This is a genomic window from Thermosynechococcus vestitus BP-1 (genome assembly GCF_000011345.1).
Classification (GTDB): Bacteria; Cyanobacteriota; Cyanobacteriia; order Thermosynechococcales; family Thermosynechococcaceae; genus Thermosynechococcus; species Thermosynechococcus vestitus.
Genome location: NC_004113.1, coordinates 1,722,443 through 1,743,570 on the forward strand (window position 1 = coordinate 1,722,443; position 21,128 = coordinate 1,743,570).

16 protein-coding genes are annotated in these 21,128 nt (G+C 52.0%); 7 read left to right on the forward strand and 9 right to left on the reverse strand.

Features of this window, described 5'->3' with window-relative positions; genetic code table 11:
* Positions 1-84 precede the first annotated feature (84 nt).
* Positions 85-4,353: a CHAT domain-containing protein gene (locus TLL_RS08355; RefSeq protein WP_011057482.1), complete on the forward strand. Its 4,269-nt coding sequence runs from the start codon at positions 85-87 to the stop codon at positions 4,351-4,353.
* Between the two features lie 7 nt (positions 4,354-4,360).
* Here TLL_RS08355 and hemC read toward each other — a convergent pair whose 3' ends face one another.
* Both hemC and TLL_RS08365 read right to left on the reverse strand, forming a co-directional pair.
* A complete protein-coding gene (gene hemC / locus TLL_RS08360) occupies positions 4,361-5,323 on the reverse strand; it encodes a hydroxymethylbilane synthase (protein WP_011057483.1) in 963 nt (320 codons plus the stop codon).
* 73 nt (positions 5,324-5,396) lie between these two features.
* Positions 5,397-6,731 carry a TIGR03279 family radical SAM protein gene (locus TLL_RS08365; RefSeq protein WP_011057484.1) on the reverse strand — a complete coding sequence of 445 codons (1,335 nt, stop codon included), beginning with the start codon at positions 6,729-6,731 and terminating at the stop codon, positions 5,397-5,399.
* Positions 6,732-6,919: 188 nt separating this feature from the next.
* Here TLL_RS08365 and psb35 point away from each other — a divergent pair, with 188 nt between their 5' ends.
* Both psb35 and TLL_RS08375 read left to right on the forward strand, forming a co-directional pair.
* Positions 6,920-7,147 carry a photosystem II assembly protein Psb35 gene (gene psb35 / locus TLL_RS08370; protein WP_011057485.1) on the forward strand — a complete coding sequence of 76 codons (228 nt, stop codon included), beginning with the start codon at positions 6,920-6,922 and terminating at the stop codon, positions 7,145-7,147.
* Positions 7,144-8,772, forward strand: coding sequence for a cyclic peptide export ABC transporter (locus TLL_RS08375; RefSeq protein ID WP_011057486.1), 1,629 nt, complete (start codon positions 7,144-7,146; stop codon positions 8,770-8,772). Before psb35 ends, TLL_RS08375 begins: the two co-directional genes overlap by 4 nt.
* Here the strand turns inward: TLL_RS08375 and ntcA are convergent.
* The 3 genes from ntcA to TLL_RS08390 form a co-directional block, all read right to left on the reverse strand.
* Positions 8,769-9,434: a global nitrogen regulator NtcA gene (ntcA, locus tag TLL_RS08380; RefSeq protein ID WP_164920910.1), complete on the reverse strand. Its 666-nt coding sequence runs from the start codon at positions 9,432-9,434 to the stop codon at positions 8,769-8,771. The two genes, TLL_RS08375 and ntcA, sit on opposite strands and share 4 nt — an antisense overlap.
* 174 nt (positions 9,435-9,608) lie before the next feature.
* Positions 9,609-10,307 carry a hypothetical protein gene (locus TLL_RS08385; protein WP_011057488.1) on the reverse strand — a complete coding sequence of 233 codons (699 nt, stop codon included), beginning with the start codon at positions 10,305-10,307 and terminating at the stop codon, positions 9,609-9,611.
* Complete coding sequence (locus TLL_RS08390) at positions 10,304-10,969, reverse strand: hypothetical protein (protein ID WP_011057489.1); 666 nt, start codon at positions 10,967-10,969, stop codon at positions 10,304-10,306. The genes TLL_RS08385 and TLL_RS08390 overlap by 4 nt, the downstream gene beginning before the upstream one ends.
* Before the next feature lie 522 nt (positions 10,970-11,491).
* Between TLL_RS08390 and TLL_RS08395 the strand changes: the two genes are divergently transcribed.
* Positions 11,492-12,325 carry an acyl-CoA desaturase gene (locus TLL_RS08395; RefSeq protein WP_164920911.1) on the forward strand — a complete coding sequence of 278 codons (834 nt, stop codon included), beginning with the start codon at positions 11,492-11,494 and terminating at the stop codon, positions 12,323-12,325.
* 6 nt (positions 12,326-12,331) lie between these two features.
* Here TLL_RS08395 and TLL_RS08400 read toward each other — a convergent pair whose 3' ends face one another.
* Together TLL_RS08400 and TLL_RS08405 are read right to left on the reverse strand one after the other, a co-directional pair.
* A complete protein-coding gene (locus tag TLL_RS08400) occupies positions 12,332-14,104 on the reverse strand; it encodes a hypothetical protein (RefSeq protein WP_164920912.1) in 1,773 nt (590 codons plus the stop codon).
* Positions 14,105-14,340: 236 nt separating this feature from the next.
* Entirely contained in the window at positions 14,341-14,889 is a 549-nt protein-coding gene (locus TLL_RS08405) for a DUF1269 domain-containing protein (RefSeq protein WP_011057492.1), read from the reverse strand.
* A gap of 141 nt (positions 14,890-15,030) precedes the next feature.
* Between TLL_RS08405 and TLL_RS08410 the strand changes: the two genes are divergently transcribed.
* Together TLL_RS08410 and TLL_RS08415 are read left to right on the forward strand one after the other, a co-directional pair.
* Positions 15,031-15,423: a 2Fe-2S iron-sulfur cluster-binding protein gene (locus TLL_RS08410; protein WP_011057493.1), complete on the forward strand. Its 393-nt coding sequence runs from the start codon at positions 15,031-15,033 to the stop codon at positions 15,421-15,423.
* Positions 15,424-15,429: 6 nt separating this feature from the next.
* Positions 15,430-16,281 (forward strand): inositol monophosphatase family protein, encoded by an 852-nt coding sequence (locus tag TLL_RS08415; RefSeq protein WP_011057494.1) that lies wholly within the window; start codon positions 15,430-15,432, stop codon positions 16,279-16,281.
* Here the strand turns inward: TLL_RS08415 and TLL_RS08420 are convergent.
* Together TLL_RS08420 and TLL_RS08425 are read right to left on the reverse strand one after the other, a co-directional pair.
* Entirely contained in the window at positions 16,278-17,006 is a 729-nt protein-coding gene (locus TLL_RS08420; protein WP_164920913.1) for a segregation/condensation protein A, read from the reverse strand. The two genes, TLL_RS08415 and TLL_RS08420, sit on opposite strands and share 4 nt — an antisense overlap.
* Before the next feature lie 98 nt (positions 17,007-17,104).
* Entirely contained in the window at positions 17,105-19,024 is a 1,920-nt protein-coding gene (locus tag TLL_RS08425) for a DICT sensory domain-containing protein (protein ID WP_011057496.1), read from the reverse strand.
* A gap of 347 nt (positions 19,025-19,371) precedes the next feature.
* Between TLL_RS08425 and TLL_RS08430 the strand changes: the two genes are divergently transcribed.
* Positions 19,372-21,093 (forward strand): ABC1 kinase family protein, encoded by a 1,722-nt coding sequence (locus TLL_RS08430; protein WP_011057497.1) that lies wholly within the window; start codon positions 19,372-19,374, stop codon positions 21,091-21,093.
* Positions 21,094-21,128 lie beyond the last annotated feature (35 nt).

Genomic DNA, 21,128 nt, shown 5'->3' on the forward strand with positions numbered 1-21,128 from the left:
ATCATTGCTAACATTGTTCTTGAGGATCAAACTATCCTCGGCATTCGATTTTTTTACAAAAATTTATCTTTTGTAAGAATTTATATGCTTCCTCAATTCTTAAGGACCGTAGCCCGCCACGGTTTCATCAGCGTTACGAGTGTACTTTCTCTGCTGGCCACGCCGGTACTTGGGCAAATCACACCTGCTCCCAATACCACCGGCACTACGGTAGAAACCGTCAACAATCAGTTCAACATTGGCGGCGGACAACTCTCTGGCGACGGTCAAAACCTTTTTCACCTGTTCCGCGACTTCAATGTCCAGCAGGGGCAAATTGCCAACTTTCTTTCTAGCCCCCAAATCCGCAATATTCTTGCTGGTGTCAATAGTGGTCACCCTAGCTATATCAATGGCTTACTGCAAGTGACAGGGGGCAACAGCAATCTCTATCTCCTCAATCCTGGGGGTATTGTCTTTGGTCCAAATGCGCAGTTGAATCTACCAGCCGCATTTCATGCCTCAACAGCGCAGCGCGTGCACTTTGGCAATGGTGTCTTTGATCTCAACGGTTCAAACACCTACAGCCAACTCAATGGCTTCCCGATCGGCTTTGAATTTGCCAATAAAGGCATCCTGATTAATGAAGGCAACCTTAGGGTTAATGCGGGTCATTCCCTGACCCTAATGGCACATCAGGTGATCAATAGCGGCACCTTAACAGCACCGGGGGGCAAGGTCAATGTTGTAGCCGTCCCTGAATCAGGACTGGTGCGTATTTCCCAAGAGGGCATGCTCCTCAGCCTTGAAATTCCTCAGGAGCGATTACCCGCTGATAGGATCATTCAGCCAACCGACCTACCAACTTTACTCACAGGTGGAAATGGCTATCCCAGTGTCAATAGCGTGATTCGCAACCCTGATGGCACAATTCGTCTGGTACATGACAGCACCCACATTCCGCTGGTCACCAATACCGCCGTCATTGGCGGCACCATTGATGTGAGTAGCGACACCGGCTCAGGTGGCCAAATCACAATTGCTGGCCAAGGCAGTAATGTCGCTCTCCTCAATGCTCAACTCACAGCCTCGGGACTGACAGGGGGTGGCACGATCCTAGTTGGTGGTGACTATTTAGGCGGAACAAGCGGCACCAACCGTCTCGATTCTAGCTTTAACACAGCAAATCTTTTCGTTAATAGCGGAACTTCTTTGAATGCTGATGCCCGCAGTCAAGGCAATGGCGGTACAGTTATCAACTGGGCAAATGAGAACACGCACTTCTACGGCCAAATTAGCGCCCGCGGCGGTAGCCTCAGGGGAGATGGTGGTTTTGTGGAAGTGTCTGGCAAAGAGTACCTTAATTTCCAAGGGACGGTCAACACCACTGCCGCCAATGGTAACACAGGCACACTATTACTTGATCCAACAGATATCTATATCGACACCTCGCCTTCCAATTCGTATATTGGTACTGATAGTAGCATTCCTGGTTTTTTGCGCTTTCAAGCATACCCTGACTCTTCATCATCCTCTTTCCTAAGTGTAGCAACACTTTTATCTGCCCTAAGCTCTACAAACGTTATTGTCACAACAGCCAGTGGCGCAAGTAGCCCTGGGGACATTTATGTGCTAACTCCGGTTTCAAGTAGCTCGACAAACTCACTCACCCTAAGAGCTAATAATAACATTGTTATCGAAGCGCCTATCTCTCTTGCAGGAAGTCTGATTCTAGAAGCAGGGAACTTAATTACAAATTCCTCATCTCTAAATAATCCAATTAATATCAGTGCAGCAAATATTAATGCTAATACTCCTATACAAACGAATGGCACAGATATTACTCTCCAAGCCAGTGGCAGTATCCTTCTTCCCTCTAGTGGCAATGTCCTGAGCACATCAGGAGGAAGTATCAGCTTACAGAGTAGTGGAGGTACGATTTCCCTTGGAGGAATAGCCAATGCATCTGCTGGCAACATCGAATTCCGTGGTAACACCATCCTCTTGAACTCAACAAGTTTTTCAGGAGGAAATATTAGCTTCACTGGAAATATCAATGGTAATTATCCATTGAGTATCACCTCCGGCGGGCAAACAACAGTTTCAGGAATAATTAACACTAAAAGTCTAAACATCAATACTACTGGAAATACTCAATTGAACAATGTGATCACTAGTTCAGGCATTAATTTACGCTCGACATCTAACATTATTGCTGGCAACTTACAAGTTACCCAAAGTGACGGGATCATTCGTGTGGTTTCTGGTAATAACATTACTCTTGGTGACTTACTCAGTGCAGGGGGAGCGATCGCTATCTTTTCCTCGTCAGCAAGTATTTCAACTGGTAATATCAACAGTAATGGTGGTTTTGTTTACCTTGACTCGATAACAGGTATTACAACGGGAATTGTTACAACTCGTGGCGGCAACTTCGACGCTGTGGCCTATCGGGGGCAATTGACAACTGGAAGCATTAACACTGCTGGGAGTGGTGGTAGTGTCAGCCTCTTTGCTCCCAATATCACCACAGGTAATATTTTTACCAATGGTGGTAGTTTCTTGGCACAAACCGGTGACTTTCCCATTCAAACCTTTGAAAGTACGATAGATTCAATTCTCAATGGCAGCTTAACACTGCGGGGGCTGTTGACTAATAGGGCCATACCTAGCGGCAATTTAACCCTAGGCAGCTTAGCCACTAGTGGTGGAGACGTTAACCTCAGAGGGGGTAATATTAGTTTCAACTGGATTAACGCTGGAACGGGTGGGGTTGACATCTATGCAGAAAACTCACTGCGTGGTTTAAGCACATTTAATCTCAATGGTGCTCCCACCAGCATATTTGGCCGCTCGGTCAATATCTTTATCAATAATGACACACCCTTCTTAGTTGGGAATCCTGATCTCAATGGAACAGCAGGCGCTATTCAATCGGTCAATTCCATTATTTCACCACCAAGGACGTTATCAGGGCTAGTAGAAGTTGGGAATATCCGTTTTGAAAATAGAGGCTCAACTACTTCCCCGCTTTCTGAAGAGGAAGGGAGTCCACTCTTACAAGTGCTTTCTCCTGTTACCAATGCACCGGTAGAAGTGCCCCCTGAGGCATCTCCAATTCTCTTAACACCAGAGATAGAAATTGCACTGGATAATAACGACCTCAGCTTTGCCCTTGCCCTTTTAGACCAGCGAGGCTGTGAACAGGTTACGAGTTACCTTGGTCGTACCTGCGGTGTGGGTGAATTATCCATTGAGGATCTGCAAAAAGCCCTGAATGAAATTGCGAAGCAGACAGGGAAGAAACCAGCCGTCCTTTACACTTTGGCACGGCTAGATCAACTGGATTTGATGATGGTGACGCCCCAAGGAGAGCCACTCTATACCCCAGTGAAGGGTGTGAGACGTGAGCAACTTCTAAAAACTGTGGAGCAGTTTACAAATAATGTGCGTGACCCACGCTTGGTGAATAGCCGCACCTACCTCCCTGCTGCCCAGCAACTCTACCAATGGCTGATCGCGCCCTTGCGTCCTCAGTTAGATGCCCAAGGCATTGAAACCCTGGTCTTTGTCCTTGACAGTGGTATGCGGGGAATTCCCGTGGCGGCGCTCCATGATGGCAAGGGCTTTTTAGTGGAGCGCTTTAGCATGGCTTTGGTGCCCAGTCTGAGACTGACGGATACCCGTTACCGCAGTATTCAGCGGGAGCGCATCCTGGCTATGGGGGCATCGGAATTTCTGGATCAGTCCCCTTTGCCCGCTGTGCCCGTGGAGGTGAGCCAAATTGTCGAGAATTTAGGCGGCGGCCGGGCTTTTCTCAATGAGGCCTTCACGGTTGCCAATTTTGAACAGCAGCGCCGTCAAGGCATCTATCCTGTGATACACTTGGCCACCCACGCTGAGTTTCAACCGGGGGCTCCCGAAAATTCCTACATTGCTTTTCGCGATGGGCGATTGAATCTTGTACAACTGCGGCAACTACGACTTGACCGCCCGCTAGCGGAACTGTTGACCCTTAGTGCCTGCCGCACAGCAGTCGGAGATTTAGATGCGGAGTTGGGGTTTGCAGGCCTTGCCGTACAGGCGGGGGTAAAGTCAGTTCTTGCCAGTCTATGGTATGTCAGTGATGAAGGGACACTGGCACTGATGAGTGGTTTCTACAATCAGTTGAACACCGCACCGATTAAGGCAGAGGCTCTACGAGAAGCTCAGTTAGCGATGCTTCGGGGTGAAATCCGCCTCCAGGATAATGGGCTGCTAACGACTCGCGGCAAGATTCCATTACCAGAAGCGGTTAGTCAAGGAGCGGGCGATCGCCCCCTGAGTCATCCCTATTACTGGGCCGCCTTTACAATGGTTGGCAGTCCATGGTAGGGCTAGCTTAGCGTTCAGGGCGGACTGTAGCGAAAATTTCTTCTAAAATCTCGGAAGCACCCTGTTCACGGAGTTTCAAGGCCAAGCGAGTGCCCAGTTCTTCCGCTGTGGCCACGTCTCCTGTGAGACTGTCTTTCACAAGGCGTTGGCCATCTAGACTTGCCACTAGCCCTGTTAAGGTCAGTTGACCATTTTCAATCACTGTGTGAACGCCAATGGGAACTTGGCAACCCCCCTCTAATTGCCGCAGGAAGGCGCGCTCCGCTAGGCAACGGGCTGTTGTCTCCGGATGTTCAAGGGTTTTCACCAAAGCCAAAATGTCGGCATCCTCGGCGCGGCATTCAATACCCAAAGCGCCCTGACCAACGGCATAGAGGGATACCGTTGCTGGCAAGACTTGGCTGATGCGATCGCCAAACCCCAAACGCCGCAGACCAGCTACCGCCAAAATCAGGGCATCGTATTCCCCCGCATCCAATTTGGCGAGGCGGGTATTTAGGTTGCCCCGTACATCCTTGAAAGTGAGATGGGGATAGTAGTGGCGTAGTTGGGCCAAGCGTCGCAATGACGAGGTACCAATGACTGTACCTTCGGGGAGGGTATCAATGGTGTGTCCTGTCCACTTTGCACCTAAAACGAGGGCATCCGCGGGGTCTTCCCGTTCGGTAATCGCAGCCAAAACCAAGCCGTCAGGCAACTGAGTGGGTAAATCCTTCAGGGAATGGACAGCCAAATCAGTTTCGCCCCGCAGCATTGAAAGCTCTAGCTCTTTGGTAAAGAGTCCCTTATCGCCAATTTTTGCCAGGGCAACATCCAGGATATTGTCCCCTTGGGTTGTCATTGTCACCACTTCAAAGGCGCGATCGCGATGGTGGGTTTGCAGTTGCGCCTGTACCCATTCCGTTTGCACAAGAGCCAGTTGACTTTTGCGGGAACCAATGCGAACCGGACGGGATGAGGTGGCAATCATAGCGTTGAGTGTGCAGCGGACAGCATCCAGCCATTATAGGTCCCGTGGATCCCAAGGGGCAAGATCAGTGACTTTAAGGACAGGTACAAGCGGCAATAATTCCTGCTGCACCGCCAGAGACCACTTGAATGGGTACCCCGAGAGCCTCCTCGACAGTGGCTAAAGGCACATCATCGAGAAAAACGGCTGCATCGTGCTTGAGCATGAGACTGGGCAGGAGCAGGCGATCGCCGAGGGGCTTGCCCTGCAGGTGATAAATCAAATCATGGCCGGTCAGTAGCCCTGTCACTGACAGCCGCTGTCCCCAATAGTCACTGGCCAAGGCATAAAGATCAAGGCGCAAGTTCTCAATCTGATTTAGGCGTGCCACTAACGGTTCAAAAGCCTGTTCCACCGTATTGCCGACCACCCAACTGAGATGCCGCGGCTGTGGTAGGCGTTGAGGGAGCTGTGGGGCGTGAAGGTCAAACTCTTCTAGGAACAGGCGAATTGTGCCCACTCCATTGCTTAGTTGTGGATAGTCCTGATAGTGGGCCGCTGGCGGTAACGGCCACCCAGCCATCAAGAACCATTCATCCGCCAGCCAAGCAAAGGGGGTTTGCCACTGCCGTTCAAATTGCTGCTGCAAAGCCTGTACCCGTTGAATCACCGCTTGGGCATGATCGGGGGTGACGGGGGTGAGTTCATCCTCAGCAGGACGAAAGCGGGTCAGACCCACGGGCACGACCGCCACTGAGAGGACTGTGGGCCAATCAGGATCATAGAACTGGGCTAAATCTCGCAGTGTTTGCTCTAGGCACTCGCCATCATTAATGCCCGGACAAACAACAACTTGAGCATGGAGTTGCAGCCGCTGTTCCTGAAACCAGCGAATCTGTTGCAGAATCTCTCCGGCGCGGGGATTTTTCAGTAGGCGTTGGCGGATGCTGGGCACTGTAGCATGGACAGAAATGTAAAGGGGGGAAAGGCGCAAGCGGGCAATGCGCTGCCACTCTGAGGGGAGGAGGTTGGTGAGGGTAATATAACTGCCATAGAGAAAACTTAGGCGGTAGTCGTCGTCCTTAATATACAGGCTTTCCCGTTTGCCAGGCGGTTGTTGATCAATAAAACAAAAGGGGCAGCGATTGTTACACTGCATTAGGCCATCAAAGAGGGCAGTGGTAAATTCTAGGCCTAAATCTTCGTCAATCTCTTTTTCGATTTCGAGAATGTAGGTTTGGCCGTCCTTGCCCAGTACTTCAAGAGTGAGGTATTCATCGGCACACAAAAAGCGGTAGTCAATTAGATCGCGGGGGCGATCGCCATTAATGGCCACCAAAGCATCACCGGGTTCAAATCCCAACTCCGCAGCAATGGAGCCAGGCTTCACAGCAGCGACAAGGGCCGGTCGAAGGGCGCGATCGCTCATCGTTCAGAGGTGTTCACAGGTCTTCAAAGGTCAGGAGAAATTCTCTGTCCCAGGTGGAGTCACCCCCCATCATTTTAATTTTAATGTACCCTAGACCGCTTCGCCCCTCAGCATTCTCAAAGCAGCGCTAGGATTGTTATAGTGGTGTTCTATGTTCTAAATATTTCTCAATATTGACGAGGAAAATAATGGGGTCATTGGCAATTGGCTTTACCGTCGGTGCAGGTAACTTCCTCCCCTTTTATGGGGTGTTGCTGCTGGGTTTAATTGCTGCCGTGAGCATTGGCCTCATTGCATGGTACAACTCCAAGCGTCCCCCCGGTTGGGAAAATGCCGATCGCCCCAGTTTTATTCCTAACTTGAATCTCGAAGAGCCTGCATCCGCCCCTAACCCTGATGAGACCACAGATTCGTGAAGCTGTTTCAGATTCTCCTGGAAGCCGCCTGGCCGACGATTGTTGCAGCAGCGATCGCCGGGCTGCTCAACGGTGGCAGCACAGCTGCGCTCATTGCCCTCATTAATGCCACCCTGCAGAAAACCCCTGCCCTCCAACGCCTCTTGCCTTGGGGGTTTATTCTCCTTGGTACACTCCTGCTGTTGACCCACTTTAGCTCCCAAGTGCTGCTGGTGCGGGCTGCCCAACAGGCGGTTTATGAAATGCGCCTCCTCCTCAGTCGCCAGATTCTCGCTTCACCCCTACGCCAGTTAGAAACCATTGGTCATCCCCAGCTGCTGGCAACGCTGACAGAGGATGTGGATGCCGTCTCCCGTTCCTTTTCCGTGTTGCCCAATCTTTTTAATGCCATTGCCATTGTGATTGGCTGTCTTATTTACATGGGTTGGTTGTCGCCGCCCCTCTTTTTTGCCCTTGTCGCCTTAATTGTCATTGGTACTGGCAGCTACTTATTTCTAGCGGGCAGAGCAAAAAAATTCCTAGAGCAGGCGCGGCAGCAACAGGATCACCTTTTTCACCACTTTCGGACACTCACCGAGGGCAACAAAGAACTCAAGCTCAATCGGCAACGGCGGCTCGCCTTCTTCTATGGGGAATTGACACCCACAGCTCAAAAAACACGGCAGCAAAATGAACTAGGGTACATGGTCTTTGCCATTGCTGCCAGTTGGGGGCAGTTGCTATTGTTTGTGACGATTGGCTTTTTTCTCTTTACACTGCCCCATTTGCTGGGAGCCACACCCACGGTTCTCTCAGGCTATGTCCTCACAATTATTTACCTCATGCTGCCAATGCAACAGGTGATTGATGCCATTCCCGTGTTTAGCCGTGCCAGCGTTGCCCTCAAGAAAGTGGAATCCCTGCAACTCAGCCTTGGGGATCCGCGCCAAGATATCAATAATAGGGGTGAGCTTCCTCCCTTGGGTTGGAAAACCCTCTCTCTACGGCAGATTTGCCATCAGTACCGCGGTAGCCATGAGGATGAACCCGCCACCTTTACCCTAGGCCCCTTAAGTTTGACCATTGAGGCCGGAGAACTGGTCTTTATTGTCGGTGGTAATGGCAGCGGCAAATCGACCCTCGCCAAAATTATTACAGGACTCTACATTCCCGATCAGGGGGAAATTTGGGTGGATGATCACTGTTTGCAGCTTCAGGACTACGAATGGTATCGGCAACACTTTGTCGCTGTCTTTAGTGACTTTTACCTCTTTGACTCCCTGTTGGGAATTGAATCTCCAGAGCGCCTAGCCCTCATCCCACATTACCTTGAAAAACTGCGCCTCAGTCACAAAGTTCGCCTAGAAGGTAATCGCTTTTCAACAACTTCCCTCTCTCAAGGGGAGCGCAAGCGTTTGGCGTTGTTGCTGGCCTATCTCGACGATCGCCCTGCCTACCTTTTTGATGAATGGGCAGCGGATCAAGATCCCATGTTTCGCGATATTTTCTACCGCCAACTCCTACCAGAACTCAAAGCCCAAGGCAAAACGGTGTTTGTTATTAGCCATGACGATCGCTATTTTGATGTTGCCGATCGCCTCATTAAACTGGACTATGGCCAACTGGTGCTGGCCTCTCACCCCTAGGTAAACTGCTGGCTCAACATCAGCGGATTATGCACCGTGATTTTCTTCTTGTGAATTGAGATCATTTTTTGATCGCGGAGTTCCCCCAATAGGCGAGTCACAGTTACCCGTGTCGAACCAATGGCCTCAGCGATCGCCTGATGGGAAAGCTTCAAATCGACAGTTACTCCCGCACTCGTGGGAATGCCAAAGTCACGGCAGAGAATCAGCAGAAAGCTCACCAAGCGGGATCCCATATCGCGGTGGGCAAGGGTTTCAATCATCATCTCCGTTTGTAGGATCCGCGATGAGAGACCTTGAATCATAAACATTGGCAAATCGGGATCCTCGTGCATTGCCTTTTCCACCTGCTCGATGGGAACGGCCAATAGCTCCACATTCGTAAATGCCACCGCATGGTAAAAGCGATCGGAGCGGGTGCCCGTAATGAGCGACAATACTCCAAATACCGTATTTTCCCGCAGCAGCGCCACCGTAATTTCCTCCCCTGCTTCATACACCCGTGAGAGCTTCACAGCCCCCTTGAGGAGAAAGTAGACCTTTTCCGCTGGGTCGCCCGGAAAGAAAATGGTTTTCCCGCGTTCGTAGGTTTCAGTTGTGGAGGGAAACAGGCCACTGGCCATGTGGCGAAAGACTGGTGCTAAGGGTCCGTCTTTGTTCATGAGTCGTCTATCAATCCAAGGTGATTCAATGGATAGTGTAGCGATCGCATAGGGTCCTGTCGGCACTAATATTCCCCCAACAATGCAACTCTCTCAACAGCAGCCAATCTCGCTCTGGGTTTAGAGTTCAGCATTGACAGATCAGTAAAACCAATTCAGGGGTATTTTTTTGTATCATGCCACACTTTTTTTCGAGAGAATTAAGGGGGGACGCAAAAGTAAGTAACCCAATGCTCCTACAAAGGGGACAAGACTCCACCATCGCCACGGTGACTTTTCTAGCCCTCGCCGTTGCCAGTCATCCACAAGCAGCACGGGCAAGAGTAACGACAGTAGGCAAAAGTCAAGGGTCATCACATGAATAAAGCGGCTGCTGTGCCACTGCTGCCAAAAGTCTTGCCAGTCGCCGGCAAACAAGCCATAGCTCAGCAAGACGATCGCCAATAGAAAAATCCCAATTCCAGTGATCCGCGATTCCCAAAGACGTACCCCCCTATTGAGTTCTGCTGTGAAGAGGGGTGCAGGCTGTCGCAGGATCAAATAGGGCAACAGGGCAAAGGCACCCACGACAAAACTAAAAGCAGCAAATGGCCACGCCGGAAATCGCTGTCCTTGGCCATCCACCACCAGTAATGCGGTATAAATCAGTGGCCACACACCCATCAAATTAAAGAGACTAACAATTAGGGGGTTAATGCCCTGCCAGTTGCCAGTAGCTAGCCGTTGAATGAGTGTCAGCGTTTGCGGTTGATCGGGGGGCGCAAAACCAAAACTATAGACAATCAACCCTACCCAGAGAACGGCCAAGAAAAGCCGCAGGACTGGGTATGCGTTGGCAAGGGGGCTGCGAATGGCTGTTTCTTCGACGGTCATGGAGCGCTAGCAGCTAAGCTAATTTCGGCAATTCCTGCTTTTTGCAGTTGCTTGGTAAATTGGGGAAGGACTCGCTGACACTGCCGAACAAAAGCAGCCAACCAATTGTCTAAATGCTCAATTTGTTCCCTACTGGGGTAAATATCCCGGCTGGATTGGTACGACCGATAAACGACCCGACCCTCATTGGTCACTGTAAAGTCAGCAAACCAACTGCTGTAGGGACGAGTGCCTCGCCAATAGTTAGCCACAATCATCTTGCCAAGGTATTTCTGGGCAATATCGCCAATTTTGTTAAAGTGTTCGAGAACTTCCGCTAGGGTGAGGACTTTAGCTGCTGGCTCTTCCACGCTGTCAAGCTGAGGTAGGGTGATGTCGCTGAGGTCTTCTTGAGGTTGTCCCCCCAGACCCATCAAAGCAAAGAGCTTCTGCTCCAGATTGGCGAGGTAGCTATTGTAGGTTTGGCCACTGCGGCTGAGGGTTTGGTGCATCCGCACAATCAGATCAATTTCCGCCGACCTAGTTGCAGCTAAGGATTCTAAGCGCGACAACTGCTCGGCAAAGGCTTCGCTGTCGCTCCCACTCACGTTTAGGCCAAGGGATTCAGCGCGTTCTGCAAGCAGACGGCGAATGTAGTAGCGGGTCATGGGTGTGAGCAGCATACTCCTAAACCTCAAATGCAGTAAAAAAACACGGACAGTGTAAACTTTTGTAAATTAAACTAGCGTGTTGCTTCCTAGGTGTTGTAAAATAAGAGGGGCTTATTCGAATAAGTTACCGAAGTAGTAAGAATTTACTCCAGACAAGCCTCTATTGATTTCTTCCACCTATGCATCAGTGTAGACCACGGGAGCTATTTCCTTCTCAGTGATTTCACGGAAATTTATAGCATATTGACAAATTTTAATACAACCAAAATCAGCTAGGACTAGTGGGTCTTGAGGCCAGTGGCCTCCTAGGGAGCTGCACCTCCAATTGTTCAGCCGATTTTTCACTTGACGTGCTCTGCAATCTCCGTCATGATGGAAAGAGTGGCTGGCTGTTTTGCTTGTTCAATATAGGCTATTCACGAAATCCTTTTCTTGAGGTCTAATTAAGAAAGCGTTTACAGCTGCTTCTGCCCTAGTAGAGTAGCCTGCAGGGCTTCCCCTTATCTAGGGCTTGTCAATGTGTTCGAGAGTTTTATGACATCTGTTTCTTCATTGCCTTCGCGCCCCCTGCGTCCCAACTGGGGGGTGATTTTTTTTATGGCCATTGTCCATTTGGGAGCGTTGCTGGTGTTTGTGCCTGGAACGTTTTCATGGTCGGCAGTGCTCCTCTGTTTTGTCCTCTACTGGGTCTCTGGCGGTTTGGGGATTACCCTGGGATGGCATCGTCTTGTCACTCATCGTAGTTTCCAATGTCCGAAATGGCTGGAATACTTTTTTGTCTTTTGCGGTACCTTGGCCTGTGAGGGTGGCATCATTGAATGGGTGGGTCTCCACCGCAATCACCACCTCCACTCCGATCAAGAGCTGGATCAGCACAATTCCCAAAAGGGGTTTTGGTGGTCGCACATGGGTTGGATGCTCCAAGAAGTGCCTGCTAAGGCAGAGGTGGAACGCCTGACCAAGGACATTAACACTGACCCTGTTTATCGCTTTTTGAATCAGCAGTTTCTGCCCATTCAAGGGGTTCTAGGGGTCTTGCTGTATTTGTGGGGTGGATTGCCCTTTGTGGTCTGGGGCATCTTTGTCCGTCTTGTGCTGGTGTATCACCTGACTTGGTTTGTGAATAGTGCGACCCACAAGTTTGGCTACCGCACCTTTGAATCGGGCGATCGCTCCACAAATTGTTGGTGGGTTGCCCTGCTTACGTTTGGCGAAGGCTGGCACAACAATCACCACACCTATCCCCATTCGGCACGCCACGGTCTCCAATGGTGGGAATTTGATATTACGTGGATCACAATTCGAGCACTGCAAGGGATTGGTCTGGCCCAAAAGGTGCGGCTCGTGGAAGCGCCCCCGAAGCAGTAAACACTCTTAAAAGGGCTTCTGGGGTTCTACCTCTTGCCAAATACGGATTAATTCCCTTGCCTCCGGGTAGAGGGGGTGGGTGGGGGGGATGAGTTCGGCGGTGGCGATCGCCTGCTGGTTGTCCCGCCCCACCCAATAGCGTGCCTGCTCTAGGATGTTGTTGCCCCACTCCATGATCAACTGGTTGGCGGTGGCATAGACACTGGAGTTGGGGGAAATGGTTTGAGCAATGGCAATGGCAGCGGCAAAGTCGCGATCGCGACCCCCTTGGGCACGGCGCTGGGCTTCATTCAGGCGAGCCATCTCCGGATCAAGCTGCCAGCTCACTGCTTCAGTTGCAACGGGGAAAAAGAGTTCTTTGAGGCGATTCTGAGCCGTTTCATAGAGGGCACGCTGGGGACGAATTTGCTCCAGCAGTTGGCGAGCTTGCAACAGGGCTTCAGGGGTACCTTGGCGGGCAAGGATATTGGCTCGGTCAATCAGGGGTTGATCCTCAGCAATCTCGATTTGACGTTGCCACAGCCGTCGCTGATCGCGGATTTGGCTTTGGCGATAGGGACTCGCATCCGCCAGAGGAATGTTGAGTTTGTTAATCGCAAGGTAAAGGCGGTCCAGCGTGCCACCACGGGCAATGGTTTGGGCTTCTGCTAAGGTTTGTAACACCGTTAGATCGGTTTGCCAGCGTCGAATGGCCTGTTGAGCTTCAAAGTAGAGGGGGCGTTCTGGGGTAATGGTCCGTGCTTGGGCGATCGCTCGATCAATATCTTCCCCCATGCCTGTTTGAGCAAACTCTTCTGCTGCTGCCAACTTCCCCACATCCTCGGCAGCGCGGGCATCCCTGACGTCTTGGGGAATCAAACCGGCAATTCGCCGCGCTTCTTGGGGCTCATAGCGATTTAAGGCAGCGATCGCCAATTCTAAGAGTCGCTCACCCAATTCATTAAGCAATCGCCGCGCACCGGGGTAAATATCACTGGTAGTGGGAATTCGCCGCACAATTGCAATAGCAGCGGCCAAGTTATCGGCTCCCCCCTGCGCCATGAGGGCACGGGCTTCATCTAACTGCCGATCTTCCCGTTGGGCACGGATAATCCGCTCATTAAAGGCACCAAACTGCTCCTGCGCCCAGTAACGACACTCAACAAATTGCAACTGGAGCGAGATTTGAAAGGCTTCCCGCCATTGCAGGTTTTTCAACGCCGCTTCAGCACGGCGGTAGATTGCTTCTCCCTTTTGCCAAATTTCCTGCCAGCGCTGAATGCGTTCTTCCACCTTGGCGTAGGCTGTGACATCCCGGGGAATCCGCCGCGCAAAGGCGATCGCCCGACTTAATTGCCCCCCATGAAAGGCTCCCTCTGCCAAGGCCAACACCTGATCGGACCACGCCTCTAAGCGGCGATTCATCTCAGGGGCAAGGGGATGATCACGGGGCAAATCGTCAATCAGATCAATGGCATGGAGCAAATCCTCAAGGGTGTGTCGCTCTGCCGCCTGTTGGGCGCAGTAGAGGCGAAAGGAGGCCGAGGCCAGAGGCCAAAGGACAAAATCACAATTGCCGGGGGTGGTGGGTTGCCGTAGCAGCAGCCCCAGGGATAGCCCCGAAATACCCACGGAGGTTAGCAGGGAGAGGCCAGCCGCCACTGGCCAGTGTTGCAACCAAGGTAAGCAAGTACGCCCCTGTTTTTTAACAAGGGGGGCTAGGCGATTGAGTTGGAGCGATCGCCCGCCAAGGCGCTTGAAGATCGCAATCACTGCGGTTGGTTTCGTTTGATCCTGCACTGTCTCCCACTCCCCAACACTCCCGATTGGCATCCCTAAGGGTGAGCACAATGCCCAGTGACAGCCCTTTTCTAAAATGGGGATGATGGAACTGTAATGTGGTCTGACACGAGTCTTCGCAGTGTTGAATGGATTCCATCCTTGGGAAAAAGGCTGTATCTAGGGCATGGCCGAACCTCTCAAAATTATCCTAATCAATTTAGAGCGAGAGCTAAACCAAAGACAAACTCAACAAACTAACTGTTCGTCGTTTCACTAGAGGTCGTTGCTTCGCTAGGGGCGGGTGCTTGGGATGCTGTATTGCCTCGGTTGAGGGCTTCCTGCAACTTTGCTTCATCCTCCTTTGACAGGGAGGTGCGCAGGACTTTACCGCCAAAGGGAGCAATTTCCTCGAGTACTTTGTCAGGTGTGGCTTGACGCACCAATGTAAAGATAGCCGAGCTACCAGGGGCAATGGTTTGTCCCAACTCCTTAATGAAGTTATCATCAATGCCAATATCGGTAAACTTGCCGGAAATCGCTCCCGCCACAAGACCCGCCGCCCAGCCCAAGAGAGGATTGAAGAACAATAGACCAATTAATAGCCCCCAAAAGCTACCACCCAGGGCACCCTGGAGGGTTAAATCCTGAGTCTGGTTGATTTTAACCTTGCCCTCTTTAGTGCGCACGACAACAGCAGCATCCTCAAGGTCAATGAGATGCTCACGTTGGAGTTTTAGTAACTGGATTAATACTTCGTTCGCCTTGTACTCATCATCAAATGCAATGACCACTAAGGTACTCATAACTTTAGCTCTCCCTAAGAAATGGGGCTCATAGAACCGCTCCTACCATAGCATTGTCATTAGCAGGTTGGGATTACGGTATTGTAGCTAAGGGACAAAGCTAGGTCTTTGACAGCCCCTTTCACGCGAAGAGAGCGAGTCATGAGCACGCCACAAACCTATACTGTGACCATTCATGTGCGTCCCCTGAAGTCAGAGGATCCACCCCCACGGACGTACACAATTACTGTTCCGAGCGATCGCTATATCCTGCAACATGCTGAAAGCCAAGGCCTTGAGTTGCCCTTTTCCTGTCGCAACGGTGCCTGTACCACCTGCGCTGTGCGCATTCTCTCTGGCCATGTCTATCAACCCGAAGCCATGGGACTCTCACCAGCCCTGCAAGCCCAAGGCTATGCTCTTTTGTGTGTGAGCTATGCCCGCTCTGACCTGGAGGTGGAAACCCAAGATGAGGATGAGGTCTATGAGCTGCAATTTGGCCGCTACTTTGGCAAAGGGCGAGTACAGTTGGGGCTGCCCCTCGATGAGGATTAAGCACCTATGTTAGCCGTGAGTTGCCCGCTGCCGGAGAGTGAGCGACAGCGTTACTTAGAAATTGCTACGGAGGCGGCCCTAGCAGGGGGCGCTGTCCTTCAGCACTACTGGGGCAAATTAAGTGAAATTGAGGAAAAAGGCCGCTCTGGTGACCTCGTTACGGTGGCCGATCGCCAGTCAGAAGCGGCGGTACTGGATGTGATTGGTCGCCATTGTCCAGATCATGCGGTGTTAGCGGAGGAATCGGGTCTCTCAGGACTGGCGAACAATCCATTCCTGTGGGCCATTGATCCGCTGGATGGCACCACCAACTATGCCCATCAATACCCCTTTAGTGCTGTGTCGGTGGCTCTCTTAGTGGAGGGGGAACCCCACATTGGTGTCGTCTATGATCCCTTTCATCGGGAACTGTTTCGGGCTGCAACAGGCCTCGGTGCCACTCGCGATCGCCAGCCCATTCGCGTTTCCAGTACCGCAGAACTGAGTCACAGTCTTTTGGTTACCGGTTTTGCCTACGATCGCCGTGAAACGGAGGACAATAACTACGCTGAGTTTTGCTACTTGACCCATCTCACCCAGGGGGTACGGCGAGGCGGCGCAGCAGCCATAGATTTGGCCTACATTGCCTGTGGTCGCCTCGATGGTTATTGGGAACGGGGTCTGTCCCCTTGGGACTTGGCTGCTGGTGTCGTTCTTGTCCGTGAAGCTGGGGGCATCGTTACTGCCTACGATCAATCTCCTTTTCAACTGACATCGGGGCGGATTTTAGCCACCAACGGTCATCTCCACGCTGCCCTCAGCGAGGCGCTACTGCGGGTGAAACCCTTGGGCTTTTCATTTCTCCCAGAGGAACGTTAACCGAGGTCTTCTAGGGGAATCGCGTCAGGCAAACAGGTCCGTACCTGTAGGGGTTGATAAAAATCTGTTTGTTGGAGATCCACCTTAGACTGGGCAGCGAGAAACAGCAGTGCCCAAAAGACGCCCACAGCATCGGGCTTGCGCTGCAACAACTTTTGGAAGTCGAGCCATGTACCTTCGGGGGCCATTTCCCTGAGAAGGCTTTCCACGTCCCTAGCCATCTCCGTGAGGTTTTCTTGGTGAGCCAGTTGGGTAATGGCCTTGAGGGTGGTGGGACGGGGACGCTGCCGAGGTTGATGAGGCCGCAGTACCTTTGTGCGATCGCTCTGAAGCGCCATCGTTTTCAGGTGGCCAATGAGTTCTTCAAGGGTGAGGCGGCGCCATTGTTGTGGGGGCGCCACGGGACGACGATGCAAATGCTGCTCTAGGGCAGGGGGCAAAACCCCAGAGGACTGGTTTTCAGCAATTTCTGGGGGCTCCTCGCCTTCTGCTGGTGGTGAAGGTTCAGTAACGGCCACGAGGCGATCGCTTTTGAGGAGCACCAACATCGCTGCATACAAAAAGGCTTGCCCCGATTCACTGAGATTGGGTTCCCCCCGCCGTGCCAACTCCGCCAAACAGCGATCGCAGACATCAACGACTTGAATATCCCAGGGGTCAATTTCCCCCCGCTCCGCTAACTCAATCAAAATGTCAATGGCAGTATCGGCAAAAGATTGGCTCATGACGGGCGGCCCATTCGTTGTTGTCGCTCGTAACATCCTCGCGCCGCTGAGCGGATGGGTAGAGGGCGGAACTGGTGGCTCGCCGAAGCGCTCATGATCTAAAAACTCTCAGCAATGGGAATTGTAAAGTGGAACTGACTACCGCGATCGCGCCCCGCCGACTCCGCCCAAATTTGCCCCCCCAAATTGGTAATAATCTGGCGACAGATCGCTAGACCCAATCCCGTACCACCCGCAGAGCGCCGCAGTGCCCCCTCCTCCTGATAAAAGCGATCAAAAATCGTTTCCAAGCGATCTGGTTCGATACCGCGGCCCGTATCCGCTATGGTCACTTCTAGTAACCCATCAGGACGGGGCTTTGCTGCAATGGAGACTTGACCCGACCGTTCTGTAAACTTGCAGGCATTGTCCAGTAACTTCGAGAGCACCTCCACTAACCACTCACCATCGGCTCGCACAAGGGGCAGTTCCTTGGGCAGGAGGGTCTGAATTGTCGGGAGTTGCTCCTTGGGGGTGCGCAAACTACTGAGGGCCAAATCCACCAGTTCCTGTAGGGGCAACGGTTCCGGTCGCCACTGCACCCGGCCACTTTCCAACTGGGAGAGGGTGAGGAAGTCCTGAATCAGTTTCCGCATACGCTCAGCATCGGCGAGAGCAGTACTCAGCATCACCTGCCGTAGTTCTGGATCCATATCAGGTTCGCTGGCTAGGCTTTCGAGGCAGACTTGAATGGTCGAAAGGGGCGTGCGCAGTTCATGACCCGTAATGGCAATTAGATTGCTGCGGGTACGATCTAATGCCTCCAATTGGGCATTGAGTTCTTCTAAATCGGCGTAGGCCTCTGCCTGAATCAGGGCAACCCCCACTTGGGTGGCGATCGCCTCCACTAATTCTGCGTCCATATCGTGCCACGGCAGCGGTTCGCCTCGGTGGAGTTCGACAATGCCCAAAAGTCGCCCCCGATAAAGAACAGGCGCCAGTAGGAGGGCTTTGACGCCGGCGGCATCGAGGGGCTTGAAACGGGTGGCCTCATAGTAGGGATCAGCGGCCACATCATCCACCTGAATTACCTGCTGATGGGCCAGTGCCTGCTGCGTGTAGGGGTGCTCCCTCACCGGCCAATACTGGTACTGCAAGGGGGTTAGAGCACCGCTAGTGTACTCGTGCTCGATGGGCACCCGCGTATCGGTACTGCGGCAACGATAAATTAGACAGCGATCGCCCTTGAGGGCTTCCCCCAGCTCCGCCACCGCACGAGTCAGAATTTCCGTGGGATTGAGGGAGTTGCGAATCGCCGTGGTAATCGCATTGGTGAGACGTTCCTTGCGCTCTTGAATGGCAATTTGGCGGTAGGCCTTGATTTGCTTGTACTGGCCTGCCTGGAGATAGGTAACTAGGCGATCGACAAAGGGGGCAGGATCACGATTGCACCCCTCCAATTGGCGATAGGCTTCAACCAATGCTAGAGCGTCCCTGAGTTTCCCCTTGAGTTCAGGGCGGTATTCACAAATACGGTTGAGGAGGATTTCGGCCGTTGTTGCCGCCACCTGCCGATCAAACGTCCAAATGCCCTCAAAACGACGCGCTGCATCCATCGGCGGCAACACATCTAAGCGATGGGTGGGCGATCGCTGGACTTCACGGCAGACTAGGCAAGTGCTGTAATTTTTGCCCAAGACGGTCAAATGCCATTCTTGACTGAGGGCATCGCTGGGATCAAAGGCAACGGTTTCGTAGTCCCGCGAGCAGCTTGTAAACTCGGTTTCGGGGGCAGCCAAAACGTAGACATGGTGGGACTTTGTGGCAATACGCTGGTAGCGATGGGCTTCTTGGCGATAAAAGCGTTCCCGCTGAAAGCAGGCAATAATGATCGGCGCATCCTCACTGGCCAAAACCTGATCCTCCATTGCGTGGGAGAGCGCCGTCAGCGATGTCTTGAAATACAGTTGCGATCGCAAGTGAGGCAACCGCGCCAACAACTCCTCAAGAACAGATGTGGCAATGATCCTGTTGGCCATGGAAGGGTGTGAATCAGAAGATGCCCTACGGTACCATTATCGGCAAATCCGCACCACCGAACCTATTGAAATTCAGGTCGAGGGGCCCCACCGGATGCAACCAATGGCTAAATTGCTGGAACCTCCAATCTTAAACTTTTGTTAAGAATTTTATTAATTAGCAGGGCTTATGTGTAGTTTTCTATACTATATTTAAGCAAACCCAACAAGATCAGCTCCCCGAGCACTGGGGATCAATAAAATCCTCATAATTGCCATGGTTGCTTACGTTCTTGCCAAACGTACTCCGTGGAAACACGCAGGGCAAGGGGAGACGCTTGTAGTAACTTGGGTTTCAGAGAATTAAGGTGAAAAAAACTGTGACTGCCCCTGTTTCTGTTGTCCCTAGTGCTGGTCATCGTCGTTACGATCCTGAGGCGATCGCCCGCTACTACTGGCGACACCCTTGGCAAGTCATCTGGCGGTTCGTTGACATTTCGGTATCTTTCTTAACATTTTGGCTGCTATTGCAGTGGGACAAGTGGCTGGGTCAACAGGACACTCAACGTCCCCTACGGGCAATGCAACTGCGCAAACTCCTGATCCGTTTAGGTCCAACCTTCATCAAAATCGGCCAAGCCCTCTCCACTCGCCCCGATTTGATTTGTCCCGACTACCTCGAAGAACTCACGCTCCTTCAGGACAAGCTGCCCCCCTTTGCCAACGAGATTGCCATTGCCATCATTGAGCGGGATTTGCACTTAAACTTAGGGGATATTTTTGCCGAATTCTCACCCCAACCCGTGGCCGCTGCCAGTCTGGGCCAAGTCTATCGAGCCAAACTCCACAGTGGCGAAGAAGTGGCTGTCAAGGTGCAGCGTCCCAATCTCTTGCCCGTGATTACTCGCGATCTCTTCTTGATTCGCCTTTTGGTGCAGTGGGTCAAGCCTTGGCTATCCATTAACCTCTGCCACGACCTACGGGACATTGTGGATGAATTTGGCCACAAGCTCTACGAGGAAATTGATTACCTCAATGAAGGGCGCAATGCCGAGAAGTTTGCCGCCAACTTCCGTGACGATCCCACGGTCAAAGTACCGAAAATCTATTGGGAATACACCACTGAGCATGTGCTCACCCTGGAGTGGATCCATGGCATTAAACTGACCCGTACGGATTGCATGCTGGCGGCGGGGGTCAATCCCGATGAGCTCATCCGTATCGGTGTGATTTCTGGTCTGCGGCAACTCTTGGAATTTGGCTTTTTCCATGCAGATCCGCATCCCGGGAACCTCTTTGCCACCCCCGATGGCCGTATAGCCTACATCGACTTTGGCATGATGGATCAACTGGAGGAGAGCACTAAAGAATCCCTTGTGGATGCTGTGGTTCACTTGGTGAACAAGGACTATCAAGCCCTAGGGACGGACTTTGTCAAACTGGGCTTTCTGACTCCGGAAACTGATATGAGGCCGATTATTCCTGCCCTTGAGTCGGTCTTTGAAGAGGTGATTGGCTCCAGTGTGCGGGAATTTAACTTCAAGGTGATCACTGATCGCTTCTCCCAGTTGATGTATACCTACCCCTTCCGCGTGCCTGCCAAGTTTGCCCTGATCATTCGCTCCCTAGTGACCCAAGAGGGGATTGCCCTCTGCCTCAATCCCAACTTCCGCATTGTTGATGTCAGCTATCCCTATGTGGCGCGGCGGCTTCTCCAAGGAGAATCCCCCCAATTGCGGCGCCGCCTGCTGGATGTCCTCTTTAAGGATGGCCGTCTCCAATGGCAGCGGCTGGAAAATTTGATTGCGATCGCTCGCCAGGATCAGCACTTTAACCTCGCACCAACGGCCACCTTGGGCTTGCAATATCTCTTTTCTGAGGAGGGGCAGTACCTACGGCGGCAAATTGTGCTAGCGTTAACCGAAGATGACCGTCTCCACACCGAAGAGGTGCAACGCCTTTGGAATTTGGTCAAGTCTGATCTGCGTCCGCTCTTCTTGATTGATGTGGCATGGGAAGCCCTTAAGGCCTCTGTTGCCCACACCCTCGGTAAAGAAGAGGACAGCAATTCCTTGGTGGTGGCCCCCTAAGGGTTGGCAGCGGTTATCAACATTCCTGACGTCCA